This is a genomic window from Halomonas citrativorans (assembly GCF_900163645.1).
Classification (GTDB): Bacteria; Pseudomonadota; Gammaproteobacteria; order Pseudomonadales; family Halomonadaceae; genus Vreelandella; species Vreelandella citrativorans.
The window spans coordinates 21,597-39,349 of the sequence record NZ_FUKM01000048.1; the positions used below are offsets into that span (position 1 = coordinate 21,597).

The 17,753-nt window shown below is 53.1% G+C and carries 16 protein-coding genes; 2 read left to right on the top strand and 14 right to left on the bottom strand.

Annotated elements, in window-relative coordinates:
• Nucleotides 1–27: 27 nt before the first annotated feature.
• The gene (gene rlmD / locus CZ787_RS11275) at nucleotides 28–1,422 is read right to left on the bottom strand and encodes a 23S rRNA (uracil(1939)-C(5))-methyltransferase RlmD (RefSeq protein WP_087109200.1); all 1,395 of its coding nucleotides are present in this window, start codon (nucleotides 1,420–1,422) and stop codon (nucleotides 28–30) included.
• A complete protein-coding gene (gene cysM / locus CZ787_RS11280; protein ID WP_087109203.1) occupies nucleotides 1,423–2,319 on the bottom strand; it encodes a cysteine synthase CysM in 897 nt (298 codons plus the stop codon).
• Nucleotides 2,320–2,410: 91 nt separating this feature from the next.
• On the opposite strand from cysM, the gene CZ787_RS11285 reads away from it, so the two are divergent.
• Complete coding sequence (locus CZ787_RS11285; protein ID WP_087109205.1) at nucleotides 2,411–5,131, top strand: ATP-binding protein; 2,721 nt, start codon at nucleotides 2,411–2,413, stop codon at nucleotides 5,129–5,131.
• Here the strand turns inward: CZ787_RS11285 and acpS are convergent.
• The 12 genes from acpS to rpoE all read right to left on the bottom strand — a co-directional run bounded on the left by acpS (nucleotide 5,115) and on the right by rpoE (nucleotide 16,344).
• On the bottom strand, nucleotides 5,115–5,492 hold the full coding sequence (gene acpS / locus CZ787_RS11290; protein WP_087109207.1) for a holo-ACP synthase: 378 nt from the start codon (nucleotides 5,490–5,492) through the stop codon (nucleotides 5,115–5,117). The two genes, CZ787_RS11285 and acpS, sit on opposite strands and share 17 nt — an antisense overlap.
• A 3-nt stretch (nucleotides 5,493–5,495) precedes the next feature.
• Nucleotides 5,496–6,326, bottom strand: coding sequence for a pyridoxine 5'-phosphate synthase (pdxJ, locus tag CZ787_RS11295; protein ID WP_087109209.1), 831 nt, complete (start codon nucleotides 6,324–6,326; stop codon nucleotides 5,496–5,498).
• Between the two features lie 34 nt (nucleotides 6,327–6,360).
• Complete coding sequence (gene recO, locus CZ787_RS11300) at nucleotides 6,361–7,053, bottom strand: DNA repair protein RecO (protein ID WP_087109211.1); 693 nt, start codon at nucleotides 7,051–7,053, stop codon at nucleotides 6,361–6,363.
• An 8-nt stretch (nucleotides 7,054–7,061) separates the two neighbouring features.
• Complete coding sequence (gene era, locus CZ787_RS11305; RefSeq protein ID WP_087109213.1) at nucleotides 7,062–7,961, bottom strand: GTPase Era; 900 nt, start codon at nucleotides 7,959–7,961, stop codon at nucleotides 7,062–7,064.
• Nucleotides 7,958–8,650 (bottom strand): ribonuclease III, encoded by a 693-nt coding sequence (gene rnc / locus CZ787_RS11310; RefSeq protein ID WP_087109215.1) that lies wholly within the window; start codon nucleotides 8,648–8,650, stop codon nucleotides 7,958–7,960. The genes era and rnc overlap by 4 nt, the downstream gene beginning before the upstream one ends.
• Nucleotides 8,651–8,715: 65 nt before the next feature.
• Complete coding sequence (lepB, locus tag CZ787_RS11315; protein WP_087109217.1) at nucleotides 8,716–9,519, bottom strand: signal peptidase I; 804 nt, start codon at nucleotides 9,517–9,519, stop codon at nucleotides 8,716–8,718.
• A 14-nt stretch (nucleotides 9,520–9,533) separates the two neighbouring features.
• Complete coding sequence (lepA, locus tag CZ787_RS11320) at nucleotides 9,534–11,351, bottom strand: translation elongation factor 4 (RefSeq protein WP_087109219.1); 1,818 nt, start codon at nucleotides 11,349–11,351, stop codon at nucleotides 9,534–9,536.
• Nucleotides 11,352–11,545: 194 nt separating this feature from the next.
• Nucleotides 11,546–12,961 (bottom strand): DegQ family serine endoprotease, encoded by a 1,416-nt coding sequence (locus CZ787_RS11325; RefSeq protein WP_087109221.1) that lies wholly within the window; start codon nucleotides 12,959–12,961, stop codon nucleotides 11,546–11,548.
• A 66-nt stretch (nucleotides 12,962–13,027) separates the two neighbouring features.
• A complete protein-coding gene (locus tag CZ787_RS11330; protein WP_176372213.1) occupies nucleotides 13,028–13,474 on the bottom strand; it encodes a SoxR reducing system RseC family protein in 447 nt (148 codons plus the stop codon).
• Nucleotides 13,475–13,541: 67 nt separating this feature from the next.
• Nucleotides 13,542–14,390, bottom strand: a complete 849-nt coding sequence (locus CZ787_RS11335) for a MucB/RseB C-terminal domain-containing protein (RefSeq protein WP_254908615.1) — start codon at nucleotides 14,388–14,390, stop codon at nucleotides 13,542–13,544.
• A 265-nt stretch (nucleotides 14,391–14,655) separates the two neighbouring features.
• The gene (locus CZ787_RS11340; protein ID WP_087109226.1) at nucleotides 14,656–15,390 is read right to left on the bottom strand and encodes a sigma-E factor negative regulatory protein; all 735 of its coding nucleotides are present in this window, start codon (nucleotides 15,388–15,390) and stop codon (nucleotides 14,656–14,658) included.
• A 354-nt stretch (nucleotides 15,391–15,744) separates the two neighbouring features.
• Nucleotides 15,745–16,344 (bottom strand): RNA polymerase sigma factor RpoE, encoded by a 600-nt coding sequence (gene rpoE / locus CZ787_RS11345; protein ID WP_087109228.1) that lies wholly within the window; start codon nucleotides 16,342–16,344, stop codon nucleotides 15,745–15,747.
• Nucleotides 16,345–16,673: 329 nt separating this feature from the next.
• On the opposite strand from rpoE, the gene CZ787_RS11350 reads away from it, so the two are divergent.
• The gene (locus tag CZ787_RS11350) at nucleotides 16,674–17,750 is read left to right on the top strand and encodes a 3-deoxy-7-phosphoheptulonate synthase (protein ID WP_087109231.1); all 1,077 of its coding nucleotides are present in this window, start codon (nucleotides 16,674–16,676) and stop codon (nucleotides 17,748–17,750) included.
• Nucleotides 17,751–17,753: the final 3 nt, after the last annotated feature.

A 17,753-nucleotide genomic window follows, 5' to 3' on the forward strand; every position in this document is an offset into this window, starting at 1 on the left:
ATACCGTGGCTTGATGCGATAGGCGGACTAGCCTTCGTACTCGAACAGCATAAGCGATTCCATATGTGCAGTGTGCAGGAACATATCTGCCACTGCTACTTGCTTAATACGATAGCCTGCCTGCACCAAGTACGCCGCATCACGGGCAAGCGTTGCCGGGTCACACGACACATACGCAAGCCTGGGTACCGGGTAACGACCCAGCGCCTTGCACACTGTTTCTGCACCGTTACGCGGTGGGTCCAGCACCAGTGCATCAAGGTGCTGCTGGTTTTTCAACAAGGTCTCAACCGCTGCGCTATCGCTTAAATCAGTCTGTTGTGCACTTACGTCTAGCCGGTTACGCGCCGCATTGCTGCTGATGCGCGCAACCATTGAAGCGCTGCCTTCAACGGCATGTACCTTGGCACCGCCCGAGGCGATGGGCAGGCTAAAGTTACCCATTCCGGCAAACAGGTCCATAACATGCTGGCCAGGCGCGGGGGCAAGCCATTTCACCACTTGCGCCACCATTTGTTGGTTGACGTCAGCATTAACCTGTAAAAAATCGCCGGGAGCAAAGGTGAGCGTGAGCGGTGGTTGGCCTTCTATCTGCAGGGTCTCTTCCAGCACCGGTTCAGCGCTGTACCAGTGTAGACTGGCAGACTCGCGGCCCAGCCACGCGCCAAGCGCAACCCCCTGTTGCTTGGCAAACGCCTGCCAGCGCTCGGCATCCAGCGCATGTGCTTTAAGCTGGCGGACCAAGAGCACGCATTCCGACGCAGTGGCCAATAACTCGATATGGCCCACCAGACGCGGCGCCTCAAGCGTTGCTAACAAGGCCCTCAAGGGAGGCAAAAGCGCTTGTAAGGGCTCCACCAATACATGGCACTGATGAATATCGACTAACCGATGACTATGGGCTGCGCGAAACCCTAGCAACACGTTCCCCTGCCCATCTATTTTTACGCCTAGTCGCGCTCGGCGGCGATAGTGCTCCGAACTGCCATGAAGCACATGGGGCGGTCCCAGCTGAATACCCTGACGAGCAAACAGCTCGCACAGAACGTCTTGTTTATGCGTGCGTTGTGCTTCAATCGCCATATGCTGCAATTGGCAACCACCGCACTGGCCAAAATAAACGCAGGGGGGCTCAACGCGCTGTTGCGAACGGTGTAGCAGCGCTTTTACATGCGCTTCATCAAAGCGTTTGCGGTTGACATGCACGGCAGCGTCAACACGCTCGCCGGGAAGCGCCCGGTCAATAAACACGGTTTTACCTGTGGCGTCATGAGCAACTCCCCGGCCATCATGCGCCAATCGCTCAACCACCAGCGCATCACTCGTGTCAGAAGCACTTGTTGATTTAGCAGCGGGCTGGCGTACCAGCCCTGATTTGCCTGATGCAGCGCGCGATGGGCGCCGCTTACCCAGCATGGCCATTTATAGCTCCGGGCCGAATAGGCCCATTGAGAGGTAACGATCCCCCCGATCACACACAACAAACACGATGACCGCGTTTTCTACTTGCTCAGCAATACGCAGCGCACCCGCAAGACTGCCGCCCGATGAAACACCCGCCAGAATGCCCTCTTCACGGGCCAGACGGCGCATATTGCTTTCAGCCTCTTGCTGGCTTATATCCAGCGTAATATCTACCCGCGGGGCTTCAAAAATCTCGGGCAGGTACGCCTGCGGCCAACGGCGAATACCGGGAATGCTGGCGCCATCAGAGGGCTGCAAGCCGACAATCTGAATAGCGTCGTTCTGCTCCTTGAGGTAGCGAGATACCCCCATAATAGTGCCCGTTGTGCCCATGGAGCTTACAAAATGGGTAACCTCCCCCTGGGTTTGCTGCCATATTTCAGGCCCCGTTGTACGGTAGTGCGCCAAGGGGTTGTCCGGATTGGAAAACTGGTTCAGCGGCTTGCCTTCGCCCCGTTCAATCATGGCATCGGCAATATCCCGGGCCTCTTCCATACCACCGGCCTTACTGGCAGAAATCAGCGTCGCGCCGTAAGCCACCATGGCCTGCTTACGCTCCTCCGACGCATTCTCAGGCATCACCAGAACCATGTTGTAGCCTTTGATAGCCGCCGCCATGGCGAGCGCAATACCAGTATTTCCCGAGGTTGCCTCGATCAGGGTATCGCCTGGTTTTATTTCTCCACGCGCTTCCGCTTCGTTCAACATCGAAAGCGCGGGACGATCCTTTACCGAACCAGCGGGGTTGTTGCCCTCAAGCTTCGCCAACAGCGTATTGTTGCGCCCAGCAGTGATCCGCTTCAAACGCACCAAGGGAGTGTTGCCAACCACATCCTCTAGCATGGGATAATTCATCACACGTTCCTTATCATTACCGTTATGCTGCATTATATCGGTGCTGTCGTACGCTGGACAGGCAACCACATTGAATCAACGAGTTTCTTCCATGTCTTTAAACACGCGTTTGCTGTTCGCGCTACTCGGCTTTCCGCTTCTGGTGTACGCCATGATGGCTATTTTGCTCATGGTACAAAGTGATACAGCTGAACGTGCTGCGCTTCACGAGCGACTTAAAGATGCCGGTGAGCTATTAACCCCAAGTTTCCAGCTCGCCATGGTAGACGCAGACTTCCAGCGTATGGAAAGGCTTTCTCGACGGCTGCTGGACCGTTATGGGCTTAGTTCTGTCAGCCTCTTTGATGAGCAAGGTAACCGTTTGTTCGTGCTAGGCCGCTCCACCCCACCTCATCTACGTTTAACAGCGCCCAGTGCCCCCCTGATAGAAGAAGAAGAGCATATTTGGCGACTTCTAGTCCCTCTTGATAGCGCGCTCCCCAACATGAACCCGACAGGGGTGGGCTGGCTTGAAGCCGAGGCAAACGCCCGCCCCTTGACGCTTGAACGCTACAAACTGTTGGCCAGTTTAAGCCTGGGCGGCATGCTGTTAGGGCTACTGCTTTTTCTGGGTGCCTTTGCTGTTAGTCGGTATATTTCCCGGCCTATTGAGGAAGCTAACCAGGCCTTATATCGCTTATCTCGTGGCGACTATCGGCTGCAGTTAACGCCTGCACGACCAAGCGAACTTCGCCAACTAGCCGTTCATGTGAATAGCCTGGCTGAGCACTTTCAGCAGTCGCAGCGCGATATGCAGACCCAGATTGAGCAGGCGACCAGCGAATTGCAGGAATCAATGGAAACCATTGAAGAGCAAAATATCAAGCTCGACCTGGCCCACCGCAGCGCGCTTCGTGCTAATGCCGTTAAATCCGAATTTTTAGCCAATATGAGTCATGAGATACGCACGCCACTCAATGGCATTATCGGTTTTTGCCGGTTACTGGGCCGCTCCAGGTTGGATAACCGCCAACAGGGGTGGTTAGAGCACGTTCACCGTGCCTGTGACAACCTGCTAATGCTCGTCAATGACGTGCTCGATTTTTCCAAACTTGAAGCAAATCGCCTCACACTTGAAGAAGTCGACATTGATATTGTATCGCTTTTGGATGAAGTGATTGGCTTGCATGCGCCTGAGGCGCAACGTAAACACCTGCACTTGGTGGCAATGATTTACGATGATGTGCCTACGCCGCTTAGCGGCGACCCGCTGCGTATTCATCAGGTGCTTAGTAACCTGATCGGCAATGCACTCAAGTTTACCCACGAAGGCGACGTTATTGTTCGTGTGATGCTCGACACCCAGGAAGGTCAGCACGTGGTACTGCGTATCAGTATTAGTGATAGCGGCATTGGTTTGAGTGAAGAGCATCAAAAACAGCTTTTTAGCGCCTTTTCCCAAGCAAAACCCAGCCATTCACGCCAATTTGGCGGTAGCGGGCTGGGCTTATCGATTTGCCGCCAGTTGATTGAGCGAATGGGCGGCACTATCAGCGTGGAAAGCGAGGTAGGCCACGGCTCAACGTTCTCATTTACCCTTCCACTATTGGCTAACCAAAGCGGCGAACGCCCCGCAGAGCTTACTCTGAAAAGCCCGGTCGTACGTCTTTATGAAACCCATACGCCTACTCGCAATACGCTTGAGTACTTGCTAGAGCGCTGGGGGGCTACCCCCGTCGCCTTTACCGCTAATGAACCCGAAGATCTGCTGATGTTATGCCTGGATCAAGATGAGTTCGAAATAGGGAAGAGAGACTACTGGCGAGATTTGATTGATCAAGCCGCCTGCCCCGTATTGATTCTGGCAAATACCACCAGCTATGACTTACCGCCTTGGGAGCTTCCTCATGGTGGGGAAATGCTCTGCAAACCTTTCACTCGAGCCCAGTTGGTCACGACATTGCGCCATTTGCTGCAGCCCGCAGATCAAGAGATAGCGTCCGCTCAATCAAAAGCGCCTCCGCCAACGGACGCTTCCGTCATTGATATTTTGATCGTTGATGACAATGCCTCCAACCGTGAGCTGCTTAAGGCGCTGCTTGAAACGGATCAGCTACGTATTACGCTTGCCGATAGTGGGCATGAAGCGCTTGCCTTGGCAGTTAATTACACGGCTGACATGGTGCTAATGGATATTCGTATGCCGGGTATGGACGGCGTTGAAACCAGTCAGGCGCTGCGCCGTATCAATAATCACTGGTCACGCTGCCCTATTATTGCGGTAACCGCTCATGCCTTAAGCAGCGAACGTCAGCAGTGGCTGGCGGCTGGGCTGGATGATGTACTGATAAAGCCTGTTGATGAGGCGCAGCTACAACAATTGTTGCTGCGTTTTTTGGCCGTAACCCCTTCTCTGCCTACCGTTACATCAACGGCAGCCTTGCAACGAAAAGGCACTACTGAATTTGCCAGTGAAGCACTCGCGGCCGTCGATTTAACCATGGGCACAAAGCTTGCGGGCGGTAAAGAGAGCGTTGCCTATGCACAGCTTATACGCCTGATTGACAGCCTGGATGAAACAGAAACGCAAATGCGTGCCGCCTATGCCCAGAAAAACCTGGCGATGCTGCTTGACTGGGTACATGGGCTCAATGGAGCAAGCCGTTACTGCGGCGCACCTGAGCTAGCCCTATTGGTAGAAACCCTTGAGACGCGGTTACGCACCAGCGGGCTCAGTCATGTGGGCAGCCTCCTGGAAGCGTTGTACACCGCAATGGCACGCTTGCGTACTCATCGAAGCAGGCTGGCCCGTGGGCCTAACGCTCCAGAATGACAAAGGCAACTGCGTACTCCGCTTCATCACTTAGCGTGATATGGCTGGTCGTCGCACCGGATGCCTGCATTAGCCGCTTGGCCTCACGACTCAACTGTAAAAAGGGCTTCCCCAGGTGGTCATTAACCACTTGGATATCCCCCCACTGCATGCCGCCTCGAAGGCCAAGCCCTAGTGCTTTTACAAACGCTTCTTTGGCGGCAAATCTTTTCGCCAAGTAAGCCACCGGTTCGCCTTTTTGCTGCCATATCGCGTATTCGTCAGTTCCCAAAATACGCTGAGCAAAACGTGACCCATGGCGCTCAACTGCCCGGGTAAAACGCGCTACCCGGGCAATATCAGAACCAATCCCCACAATCATGTGTTAGTGACCACAGCAGTCATGATGACCATGCGTATGGTCATCTGCATGGTCATGTTCATGATCGTGAGCATCTAAAGCCGCCATCAACCCCGCTTCCTGGCCTGCAATAATAAGGCGCTTCATTTCCTGGACAGCCTCTTTGAGGCCAACAAACAGCGCCCGAGCAATAATTGCGTGACCGATATTCAGCTCATTCACCCCAGGCAGTGCGGCTATTGCTTCTGCATTATGGTAATGAAGTCCATGCCCAGCGTTAACCACCAGCCCCAGGGAAACGGCCTGCATCGCTGCTGCGGTTAAGCGCTGATACTCAGCATTTGCGGCGTCACTCCCCAGCTTCTCTTCTGCATAAGCACCGGTATGCAGCTCAATCGTTGGGGCACCAGCGCGATGAGCCGCATCGATTTGTGCTTCGTCAGGGTCGATAAACAGCGATACATCGCAGCCTGCGTTTTTAAGCCGCTCACATGCTTTGGCAATCGCCTCAAAACTACCGACCACATCCAGCCCGCCCTCTGTGGTGAGTTCTTCACGCTTTTCTGGTACCAGGCATACGTGTGCTGGGCGCACCTCTTCAGCCAGCGCCAGCATCTCTTCGGTCACCGCCATCTCTAAATTCATGCGGGTATTTAACACTTCCGCCAACAGCCTGACATCGCGAAGCTGTATATGGCGGCGGTCTTCGCGTAAATGCACCGTAATGCCATCTGCGCCCGCTTCTTCAGCCAACAAGGCAGCCTGTACCGGGTCCGGATAGCGGGTACCACGTGCCTGACGCAGCGTGGCGATATGGTCGATATTAACGCCCAGTAGAATGCGCGGAGGATGCATAACTATCTCCATTCCAAAAAATCATAAGCATGAACTATGGCTGTCGCCGGCGGGCCAATGCCATCATTAGCTCCCGGGAGCGCAGCGCAGTAGACCCCAAATGCGGTGCCAGAGCCGCCCGCATGACCGATTTAAGAACGCTCGCGAGCCCCGTATGCTGCCAGTCACCCTGCTCAATATAACGCAATGCGCGCCCTTCAAGCCCCTGCTCTGCGGGAAGAAAAGCACGGCTTTGTGCATCAAACCGATAGCGGGCTTGCGGGTCCAGCACGTTATTATCTGGCGTGCAAAAGCGCGGGGTAGCTTCAAGCGCATCCAACAACGCCCATTCATACCGCCGCAAGGCAAGAGCGCGCTCGGAAGGCATTGGAAGCGCTTCAAGCAACGCCGTATAGAAGGCAAAAACATCTGGCGCAGCGAGTTCTAGCGGCAGCAGCCGGGTGGCGATTTCATTCGCGTAAAGACCGCATAGAAGGCCCTCTCCTGCCAGTAATGCCGTTTGTCCACGCGACTCCATCAATGTTAGTCGTTTCAAATCGCGTTCGCCGCGCCAGCTAACAAACAGTGGCGTAAACGGCTGTAGTCGTTGACGCGATTTGGACCCCGGCCGCTGCCCTCCGTGGGCAACGGCGCGGATACGGCCATTATTAAGCGTCAGCAAATCGACTAACGCACTGGTTTCACGGTAGGGCTTGCGGTGCAGTAAAAAAGCGGGCTCCGCTGACATTGCGACACTCAATCGAGGTCGTAACCCAGGCTTTTCAGGGCACGCTCGTCATCGGACCAACCGCGCTTCACTTTTACCCACATATTCAGCATGACCTTGGTGCCCAGCGCGCGCTCCATATCCAGGCGCGCCTCGCGGCCAATGCTCTTGATTCGGTCACCGTTTTCGCCGATCAGGATGACTTTCTGCCCTTGGCGTTCCACCAGAATCAGCGCGCTGATATGAGTGATGCGCTCGGTTTCGCGGAACTCTTCGATCTCAACGGTCATCTGGTAGGGCAACTCGTCACCCAACTGACGCATGACTTTTTCACGCACCAGCTCAGCGGCCATAAAGCGCAGGCTCTTGTCGGTAATCTGGTCTTCTGGGAAGAAGTGCACGCTTTCTGGCAGGTATTTAGCCACTTCCTCTTCCAGCGTTTCTACCTGAGTGCCGTGCTTGGCTGAAATAGGCACAACGGCTGCAAACTCACGCCGCGCACCCACTTCAGCAAGCCAAGGTAGCAAATCGCCCTTATCCTGTAGACGATCCACTTTATTGACGGCGAGAATAACCGGTGCCTTAACATGCTCAAGACGTTTGAGTACCGCCTGGTCTTCGTCAGTCCAACGGGTACGATCAATAATAAAGACCACACAGTCAACATCACGAAGTGCTTGGGTAGCCGCCTGGTTCATAAAGCGGTTGATGGCTTTATTACGGTCTTTGGACATGATGTGCATGCCCGGTGTATCCACGTAAATAAACTGCGTATCTTCAACCGTCTTAATACCCATTACCTGATGGCGCGTGGTTTGCGGACGCCGAGAGGTAATTGAGATTTTTTGCCCCAGAATACGATTCATGAGGGTTGATTTGCCTACGTTAGGCCGTCCAACAATGGCCACAAAGCCGCAGGATTGGCTCATGATTTGTCTCCTGGTTTTTTCTCAAGGTACGAAAGCGCTTCTTCTGCCGCTTGCTGTTCAGCATGGCGGCGGCTAGGGCCTTTACCGGTGGTATGCTTGCTTAGTAGCTCAATGTAGCACTCCACGGTAAAGGTCTGGGCATGCGCCTCGCCCTTTACAGAGACCACTTCATAGCGCGGCAGCGCTGACTGACGCGACTGCAAAAACTCTTGTAAGCGTGTTTTAGGGTCTTTCTGGGTATCTTGTAACGAGATATTCTCTAGACGCTCGGCGTACCAGGAAAGCACGCGTTCCCGGACAACGTCCATACCGGCGTCCAGATAAATGGCACCAATTATCGCTTCAACCGCATCGGCGAGAATCGACTCACGGCGATGCCCTCCGCTTTTCATTTCCCCAGACCCCAAGCGCAAGCATTCGCCAAAGGTCATTTCACGGGCGAGTTCAGCAAGCGTTTGGCCTTTCACCAAACGCGCGCGAAGGCGCGATAACTGCCCTTCCCGCGCCTGAGGAAAACGTTGAAACAAGGCTTCTGCGATAACGAAATTAACAATTGAATCACCCAAAAATTCCAGGCGCTCATTGTTACGACCACCGTAGCTTCGGTGCGTCATGGCCAGTTCCAAGAGCGTTTCGTCGCCAAAGGTATGGCCGATTCGTCGGCAAAAAGCGTTTAAAGGATTACTCACAAGGCTCCTACGTCATTGACGTTAACTATTAGTGACATGACTAACCAAGGCTGACATAAACTTATTCATTCAATCCGTCGCACCGTATTAAAGCTGGGCAACCCGCCGTCCCAATGCATCCAAACAGCAAATGCACGACCCACGATATTCTCTTCCGGTACAAACCCCCAGTAACGGCTATCGTTGGAGTGATCGCGATTATCGCCCATCATGAAGTAGTGACCTTCAGGCACTTCAACTTCGCGCATTTGCGGTCCTGGGTCGCGGGGGTTGTTGTAGATAGTATGGCGCACGCTACCCAACTGCTCTTCTAATAATAGCTCTTGTGGCGAGGCATCGGGGCCTTCTTCCAATAACGTTTTAGTGACCAGTTCGCCGTTCACATAAAGCTGCTTATCTTCGTAGCGAATACGGTCGCCCGGAAGGCCTACCACCCGTTTGATAAAGTTGACCGATGGCTCATCCGGGAAGCGAAACACCATCACATCGCCACGCTCAGGCTCACCAACCTCCAAAATACGGTTGTGAACCACCGGCAAACGCAAGCCGTAGGCAAACTTGTTCACCAGGATAAAATCGCCTACTTCAAGCGTGGGCCGCATTGAACCCGATGGAATTTGAAACGGTTCGACAATAAAACTGCGTACTACCAATACCACCAGAAGTACCGGGAAAAAAGAGCGCGCATAATCGACCGGCCAAGGCTCTTTTAAAAGTTTTTCCTGTGTTGGTGCGTCAAGGTTCCCAGCAGCGGCTTCCTCTGCTTTCGCCAACCGCTCACGACGCTTAGGCCGCAACCAAATCACATCGATAAAATAAACGACCCCTGAAATTACAACGGCCAATACCAGCAGTAATGAAAAATCCATAAAGGAAACCTTCCCTAGTCGTTAACCTTGAGCACAGCGAGGAAGGCATCCTGGGGAATTTCAACGCGCCCCACCTGCTTCATCCGTTTTTTACCGGCTTTCTGTTTTTCCAGCAGTTTTTTCTTACGGCTTACATCACCGCCATAACATTTTGCCGTTACGTTTTTACGCAGGGCTTTTACGGTAGAGCGCGCCACTACCTGACCACCGATAGCGGCCTGAATGGCCACGTCAAACATCTGGCGCGGAATTAGCTCTTTCATTTTTTCGACCAGCAGCCGGCCGCGGCTATGAGCATGATCACGGTGGATGATCACCGCGAGGGCATCGACCTTTTCGCTATTGATCAGCACGTCCAGGCGCACCAGCTTGGCCTCTTCGAAACGCTCGAAATTGTACTCAAGCGACGCGTAACCGCGGGAGATGGATTTCAGGCGGTCGAAGAAGTCCATGACCACTTCCGACATCGGCAACTCATAGGCTAACTGAATCTGGTTACCCAGGAACTGCATGTCTTTCTGGGTACCACGGCGCTGCTCACACTCGGTAATGACATTACCCACGAACTCCTGAGGCACCAGAATACTGGCCCGCACGATGGGCTCACGCATCTCATCCACGTCTGCCATATCCGGCAGCTTGGAGGGGTTGGAGACGTAAGTGACGTCACCATTTTTCATCGCAAGCTCGTATACCACGGTAGGTGCGGTGGTAATCAGATCAATATCGTATTCGCGCTCAAGCCGCTCCTGGATAATTTCCATGTGGAGCGTGCCCAGGAAACCTACGCGAAAACCAAAGCCCAAGGCATCCGAGTTTTCCGGCTCATACTCTAAAGAGGCATCGTTAAGCGCGAGCTTTTCAAGCGCATCTCGGAAGTCTTCGTAGTCATCAGCACTGACGGGGAACATGCCGGCATACACCTGAGGCTTCACCTTCTGAAAACCAGGCAGACGCGGCACGTCGGACGTTTTGGTATGCGTGATAGTGTCACCCACCGGCGCACCGTGAATCTCTTTAATACCTGCGACAATAAAGCCCACTTCACCCGCACGCAGGATATTGGTCTCTTTGCGCAACGGAGTAAAAATGCCCACTTCAGTGGCGTTCCAGTCGCGGCCCGTTGACTTGATTCGGATCTTGTCGCCCTTGCGCAGCGTGCCATCAAACAAGCGCACCAGCGAGACAACACCTAGATAGTTATCAAACCAGGAGTCAATAATCAGCGCTTGCAGAGGTGCATTCCGGTCACCTTTGGGCGGCGGAATATCACGCACTAAACGTTCAAGCAGTCCATCAATGCCGATACCGCTTTTGGCGGACACCTGGCAGGCGTCAGTGGCGTCGAGACCAATGATCTCCTCAATCTCTTGCGCCACCTTGTCCGGGTCGGCCTGGGGTAAATCGATTTTATTGAGGACGGGCAATACTTCCAAGCCCTGCTCGATGGCGGTATAGCAGTTAGCCACCGACTGCGCCTCAACCCCTTGGCCCGCATCTACGACCAGCAGCGCCCCTTCGCAAGCATACAGCGAGCGCGATACTTCGTAGGAAAAATCCACGTGGCCTGGTGTATCGATGAAATTAAGCTGATACACCTCGCCATCGGCCGCAGTGTAATCGAGCGTCACCGATTGCGCTTTAATGGTGATACCACGCTCGCGCTCAATGTCCATGGAGTCGAGCACTTGCTCTTTAAGCTCGCGCTGGGTCAATCCACCGCAGGTTTGGATCAAGCGATCAGAGAGCGTTGATTTCCCGTGATCGATATGAGCGATAATTGAGAAGTTTCTTATATTCTTTAAATTACTGCTAGAAACGTCGTGGGACATCGAGAGTGGTCTGCCTTAGTGGTACGTAAGCGGCTTTATTACCAGCCGCCTCGAGAGTTTAAAGCCCGAAAACAGCTGGCATGTTGGCCACTTTGCCTATTTCCGTTAAAAAGATAAGCGCTATTGTAGCGATATGTGCGGGATAGGAACAGCAGTCCGGCGAGAACCGCCGGACTGGGTAGGCAGAGAAGGGATTATTCCAGGCGTAAAGCTAAAAACAGTGAGCGACCCTCACGGTAAACACGCACTGGAATTGCCCGATCACTTGGTAGCTGTTCAACAATGTCTAACAACTCATCCGGAGAAGACACGCTGCGGTGATCAACACTTACCAGTACATCGCCAACGTGGAGGCCCGCCTGAGCGGCAACGCTATCAGGCTCCATCTGACGCACTTCAACGCCCCCCTCAATATTCAAGCGCTCACGCATCGCGTCATCCAACTCGGCAACCGAAATCCCCAAACGCACCTGATTGTTGCTTTCATCACCCTGTGAGGCTGTTTCGGAATCGGGCCAATGACCCAGCGCTACCGTCTCCGTTACCTCTTCGCCATCGCGCATTAAGGTAAGTTCCACATCACTTCCAGGAGCAACACGACCAATTAAACGCGGTAGTGTGCTTGAGCGATCAACCTCTTCGCCATTGACACCTGTAATCACGTCACCAGCACGTAAGCCGCCTTGCGCTGCAGGGCCTTCCGGGTCAAGGTCAGCAATGAGGGCCCCACTTGCGTTTTCCATACCAAAGGATTCGGCCAAATCCTGAGATACAGGTTGAATCATGACGCCTAGCCAACCACGATCAACGCGTCCCTCTTCACGCAGTTGATCAGCAACGTCCATGGCGACATTAATGGGAATCGCAAATGAAAGCCCCATAAAGCCGCCGCTACGGGTAAAGATTTGCGAGTTAATCCCGACGACTTCTCCGTCAAGATTAAACAGCGGCCCACCGGAATTACCTGGGTTGATCGCCACATCCGTTTGAATAAAGGGAACGTAGGCATCACGCGGCAATGTGCGATTAATCGCGCTGATAATGCCTGCAGTGACTGAGTGATCAAACCCAAACGGAGAGCCAATCGCAGCCACCCACTCACCCACTTTAAGATCGTCAGAATTGCCAAGATTCAAGACCGGTAATTCAGAAGCATCAATTTTTAAAAGTGCAACGTCGGTCTGAGCATCGCTGCCGATCAACTCAGCGGAGAGCTCTCGACGGTCATTCAAGCGCACCAATATCTCATCAGCATCCTGGACAACGTGGGCGTTAGTCATGATATAGCCATCATCGCTAATCACGAACCCAGACCCCAGCGACTGACGCTCTTCACTACGTCCTTGTCCGCCACTGCCTGGCGGCGTGGGAAAACTATCACCAAAAAAATGCCGGAAAATTTCAGGTATCTCTTGCCCGCCGAACCCACCCATGGAAGGGCCGCTGCTGCGTTGCACGGTACGGCTGGTTGAAATATTGACAACGCCTGGCGCAGCCTCTTCAACCAATTCAGTGAAATCGGGTAAATTATAGGCATAGGCATTTTGGCCTATCATCAATAATGTAACTAACCATAGCCATAATGCGGAAGGAAGAACCAAGCGCTTCATGTAAGAGCTCCTAATAAAGCAGACATCAAACGAAGGAAGTGCAACTCACCATGAGATGCAGGACGCCTAACTGACCAATTGAGGGCGAAAGCGTTCCGTTCGCCCGCTAAGCAATTTTTTTAAAATCACACATCCAACGAACAGCGTCATAAAAAAACTGGCAGGTGCCCACCACACAGCCCCGTCTAACGCTGCAACCCCTCCTGATAACAGTAGCGCAACCAATAGCGGCAGCGCATAGACAAGCAAGGCTAACAGGGTAATATCAGAACGGCCAAGAGTAAGCGTTACGCTTGTGCCAAGCGGGTAGTGCTCGCAAAGTTGAGAGGAAACATAAGAGGTTTTTACTTCGATACGCTGGTGCTGCTGACGCGCCAACACGCCCATGCCACATCCACGGCCCTGGGCACACTGCTGACAGCTCTCTTTCACCGACACATCGACTAACAGCCCACGCGGGGTGTAGCCAACAACGCGACCGGTGCGCAGCAAGGCATCACCTTCAGATTTCATCAACGCACTAATACCTTGGCTGAACTGATTGAGCTGGAGAACATGCGCACAATGTAAATAAGAAAATTTAGTCGAACTCAACCGATTGAACAATACGCTGAAGCATTGAAGGGGGAACTTCACCAATACCGACTAGCTGCCAGTACTGCTCGCCTTCAGCATATTCATCAACCGCTATCGACGAAACACCAATTTGATGGACGCCGCGATTCAACTCTTGCGGCCCCGCTTGAGGCTCGGCAAAAATGCTAATGGTGGCCAAACCGTCGCTATACAAACGCTGATGCGCGTCGTCATCCTGGGAGAATGTCGGCTGAGCGACAAAGCCTTCGGGCAGCCATGAAGGCTGCCAAGCGGGCTCTGTGCTGACGGGCAACGCATCAATGACAACCGGACCTGTATAGCGCTCGGGCTCATTTAATTGTGTTATTTGAAAGGTTTCTAAAATACGACCCGTTGAGTCACTTAACACGTGTTTTAACAATAAGCCGGTTGTATTATCCAACCACCATTCATGGGTATAACGCTGCTGGTCGTGCGGCTCAAATCGAAGCGTTGCTGCCTCGCGCCCAGCGACTCGGACGTCTTCATCCAGTGAAATATCATAAAAACGAGAAGTGTGCTCAACCCACCCATCCAGGGAAGGAAATGCACCGTTTTTACTCTCTGCTGACCAAGCCAGCTGCCCTACCCGAGAGCGGCGTTCGACACTTATAGAGGGACCATCAAGCAACTGAACAACTTGCTGGCGAATACCATCCTGAATGCGATGTGAAAGCGCTAGCGTGCGCACATCAATGGCATTAATCGCAACAGCCCGTGCTTGAAAAGTATAACAATGGCTCGCTTGTAAACTTCTTTCCAGCCACAGCTGAACATTGCCAGATGCATTTTCAGAGGGCGCATCCGCACACATGTCAGGTTCATCAGTTTGTGCATATAGCTGTAAAGGCAACAGGCTAATGCTCAATAACGCAGCAGAAGCCACCCACCTGTTTCGCCAGGTCACCATCATCCGGGGTATTCCCTTATCTATCGGTAGCCACTCTTAGCCTGCTATTACATACAATCTTTCAAATGCCTATCTAGAGATTAAGGCATGTTCCCGAGCCCTGGTTTTACGAATACGCGTTTAAAACTCGTATTCAGGTGCCACACTCAGGAAACATTGTAATAACGTGTTAGCGTTGGCCTAGCGGTTCAGTGACAGAAGAACGCATCAACGGCATCCAGCTGTCGCCATTGCCATAAGCGGCGCCCTGAGAATGCTGCTCTAGATACGACTGCAGAAGCCTAATCTGATCAACGTCAATAGTGTTAACTTGCTGCGCGGGAGCACTTTGAGCCACGGCGGCTGAAGCGAACCCCGTCTCGCTTACGTTCATTAGCCCGTTTTGCGCTTGACCATTAACCCGAAAAGGCGTTGGTTCAAACATCGGCATACCGGCAGAGGTCATTGATGCTGGCTGCGAGGCGGCAAGGTCGACAGGCTGAACCTGACCCGCTGCGCCTCCTCCCGTCGAGGACGTTGCCGCAATAGTGTTGCCTGGTTCAATACTTTCACCGTCAGCACCAAAGAACTGAACACCAGTAATCACCATAAGCGATACTGCTGCCGCAACACCGGCGCCGCGAGCAAAAGAGATGTTACTTGACCGAGCAGGAGTTGACGCTGGGGCGTCAGCCGTCATCGGAGCAGGTTCATCCTGTAAACGCGCCATAATACCGGCGGAAAGGTCGGCACTCACATCAACACTCCGCTCACGCTGCATCATGCTACGAGCCAAGTGGTAACGTCGCCACGTATCTGCCGCATCAGCATCATTTGGCAGTGCCTTCAACACTCGGCGTAGTTCCAGCTCATCACTTTCGCTATCCATTAACGCTGAAAGCGATTCCCGTGTGTTTTGACTCATACTTCACACCCTCACACTGTGTTAAATGAAGCCTTACCGCAGCACGGCAAATAAGCAGCGACCGCTGTAACAACTCCACTGGCCAAGATCTGATAACAACTCGCTTAGTGCAATGCACCTCGCATCATGTTGCCTCATTCTTCGGTACATCAGCCGCTCGATGCGACATGGTAGCTAGAGCGTCACGGCTGCTTGTTCTCATCCGTTTAACGGAAGCAGCTGGTGTGTATGACGCTTTACCTGCCAGACAGTTCACAAAAAAAGGAAAAACGTAATTTTCTGTGTCCTGACCGTTACCTGCAACTTCTACCTGCAACTTCCAGCAGCACTGTGTTTATTCAGTTCTATCGACCACTATTCATCGCGACTGTTCCGTGCGGTCGTCACTAACGGTCGAATGTGTTCATCCACCGCTTCACGCGCGCGAAAAATCCGCGAACGCACAGTCCCCACTGGACACTGCATTATCTGAGCAATGTCTTCATAGGCAAGACCATCCAGTTCGCGCAGCGTAATCGCCGTACGTAGATCGTCCGGCAGCTTTTCAATCGCCTCATAAACGGCGGCTTCAAGTTGATCACGTGCGATAGCGGCTTCTGGCGACTCGGCATCGGCCAGTCGGCCGCTCTGATCGACAAGCTCTGCATCCACGATGTCCAGATCGCTACCAGGTGGCCGTCGGCCCCGAGACACCAGGTGGTTTTTAGCCGTATTGATAGCAATACGGTACATCCAGGTATAAAAAGCACTTTCAGCACGAAACTTACCGAGCGCTCGATAGGCTTTGATAAACGCTTCCTGGGCCACATCCTGGACCTCAGAGTGGTCGTGCACGTAGCGGCCGATCAAACCAATAATTTTATGCTGGTATTTTTTTACCAGCAGATCAAACGCGCGCGTATCGCCTTTCTGGGCACGTTCGACAAGCTGTTGATCCGTTTCCCGAGTGCCCATTCACACGCCCCTCCAGCTCGTACGACATGCGTAGAGCCCTATTTCTGTCACCCCTTTTGAGCGGGCCTTCACAGCAAGCAGCATAGCGTCCCTTGGGCATTAATTAATGACAATGATGACAGCGGCGACCAATATGCCGCTGTGTTTATGGTTCATAACGTTAAGTGTTACGCGTTCTGTACGAGGCATCAAGCGCTTACACACTACTTGCAAAATCTTGAAGCTGACACTGCTCAACGCTTTCAAGTTCCTCAAGAATTGATTTTTACCACCCTGACACGCCATAGTAGGCGTTATTTTTCGCTCACTACGCACGCATAGGTAGCTAGATGTCAGAACAACAGGTTCATAACCTTAACGTCCTCGCCCAGGATGTCCTCACCACACCCGACGCGCTCAAGCAGGCGGTTCCTCTTACCGACACAGCTGAACGTACGGTCATCGAAGGGCGTCAAACCATTCAGAATATTCTGGATGGTAAAGATCCACGCCTTTTAGTCGTCGTCGGCCCCTGCTCTATCCACGATGTAGACGCAGCGCTGGATTACGCCCGCCGCTTGCGCAAACTGGCCGACCAGGTGAGCGATAGTCTTTATATCGTGATGCGCGTGTATTTTGAAAAGCCTCGCACAACGGTCGGCTGGAAAGGCCTTATCAACGACCCGCACCTCAACGACTCCTTTGAGATTGATGAAGGCCTGCATATTGCGCGCAAGCTGCTGGTCGACCTGGCGGAACTTGGCTTGCCGCTGGCGACCGAAGCACTCGACCCCATTTCGCCTCAATATCTTCAAGACTGTATCAGTTGGTCAGCTATTGGTGCACGTACCACTGAGTCACAAACGCACCGCGAAATGGCCTCAGGCCTCTCCTCACCGGTCGGTTTTAAGAACGGAACCGATGGTAGCCTGGATGTCGCTATCAATGCGCTGCAGTCCGTGGCGAGCCCGCATAATTTCCTAGGCATTAACCCAGCCGGTCAAGTGGCCATTATTCGCACCCGGGGTAACGCATACGGCCACGTCGTTCTACGGGGCGGTAACGGCAAACCCAATTACGACAGTGTTAGCGTGACGCTGGCCGAAAAAGAGCTTAAAAAAGCCAATCTTTCTGCCAACATCATGATCGACTGTTCTCACGCCAACTCTAATAAAGACGCGGCTTTACAGCCGTTGGTATTGGAGAACGTGACCAACCAGATCCTTGAAGGCAACATCTCTATCATCGGCTTGATGGTGGAATCCAATATCGGCTGGGGCAATCAAAAAGTCCCTGCGGACCTAAGCCAACTGCAGTACGGCGTTTCCATTACTGATGCCTGCATCGACTGGGATACAACGGTTGAAACGTTTACCCGCATGAACGATAAGCTGGCACCGGCACTTGCCAAGCGCATTGCGCAGTAACTC

What these genes read in the sequence shown, in the direction of transcription:
- cysM (WP_087109203.1), bottom strand. Translation starts at nt 2,319, where the DNA reads ATGAATTATCCCATGCTAGAGGATGTGGTTGGCAACACTCCCTTGGTG.
- pdxJ (WP_087109209.1), bottom strand. Translation starts at nt 6,326, where the DNA reads ATGCATCCTCCGCGCATTCTACTGGGCGTTAATATCGACCATATCGCC.
- recO (WP_087109211.1), bottom strand. Translation starts at nt 7,053, where the DNA reads ATGTCAGCGGAGCCCGCTTTTTTACTGCACCGCAAGCCCTACCGTGAA.
- acpS (WP_087109207.1), bottom strand. Translation starts at nt 5,492, where the DNA reads ATGATTGTGGGGATTGGTTCTGATATTGCCCGGGTAGCGCGTTTTACC.
- rpoE (WP_087109228.1), bottom strand. Translation starts at nt 16,344, where the DNA reads ATGGGCACTCGGGAAACGGATCAACAGCTTGTCGAACGTGCCCAGAAA.
- CZ787_RS11325 (WP_087109221.1), bottom strand. Translation starts at nt 12,961, where the DNA reads ATGAAGCGCTTGGTTCTTCCTTCCGCATTATGGCTATGGTTAGTTACA.
- lepB (WP_087109217.1), bottom strand. Translation starts at nt 9,519, where the DNA reads ATGGATTTTTCATTACTGCTGGTATTGGCCGTTGTAATTTCAGGGGTC.
- CZ787_RS11335 (WP_254908615.1), bottom strand. Translation starts at nt 14,390, where the DNA reads ATGTGTGCGGATGCGCCCTCTGAAAATGCATCTGGCAATGTTCAGCTG.
- rlmD (WP_087109200.1), bottom strand. Translation starts at nt 1,422, where the DNA reads ATGGCCATGCTGGGTAAGCGGCGCCCATCGCGCGCTGCATCAGGCAAA.
- era (WP_087109213.1), bottom strand. Translation starts at nt 7,961, where the DNA reads ATGAGCCAATCCTGCGGCTTTGTGGCCATTGTTGGACGGCCTAACGTA.
- CZ787_RS11285 (WP_087109205.1), top strand. Translation starts at nt 2,411, where the DNA reads ATGTCTTTAAACACGCGTTTGCTGTTCGCGCTACTCGGCTTTCCGCTT.
- CZ787_RS11330 (WP_176372213.1), bottom strand. Translation starts at nt 13,474, where the DNA reads ATGAAATCTGAAGGTGATGCCTTGCTGCGCACCGGTCGCGTTGTTGGC.
- CZ787_RS11340 (WP_087109226.1), bottom strand. Translation starts at nt 15,390, where the DNA reads ATGAGTCAAAACACACGGGAATCGCTTTCAGCGTTAATGGATAGCGAA.
- CZ787_RS11350 (WP_087109231.1), top strand. Translation starts at nt 16,674, where the DNA reads ATGTCAGAACAACAGGTTCATAACCTTAACGTCCTCGCCCAGGATGTC.
- lepA (WP_087109219.1), bottom strand. Translation starts at nt 11,351, where the DNA reads ATGTCCCACGACGTTTCTAGCAGTAATTTAAAGAATATAAGAAACTTC.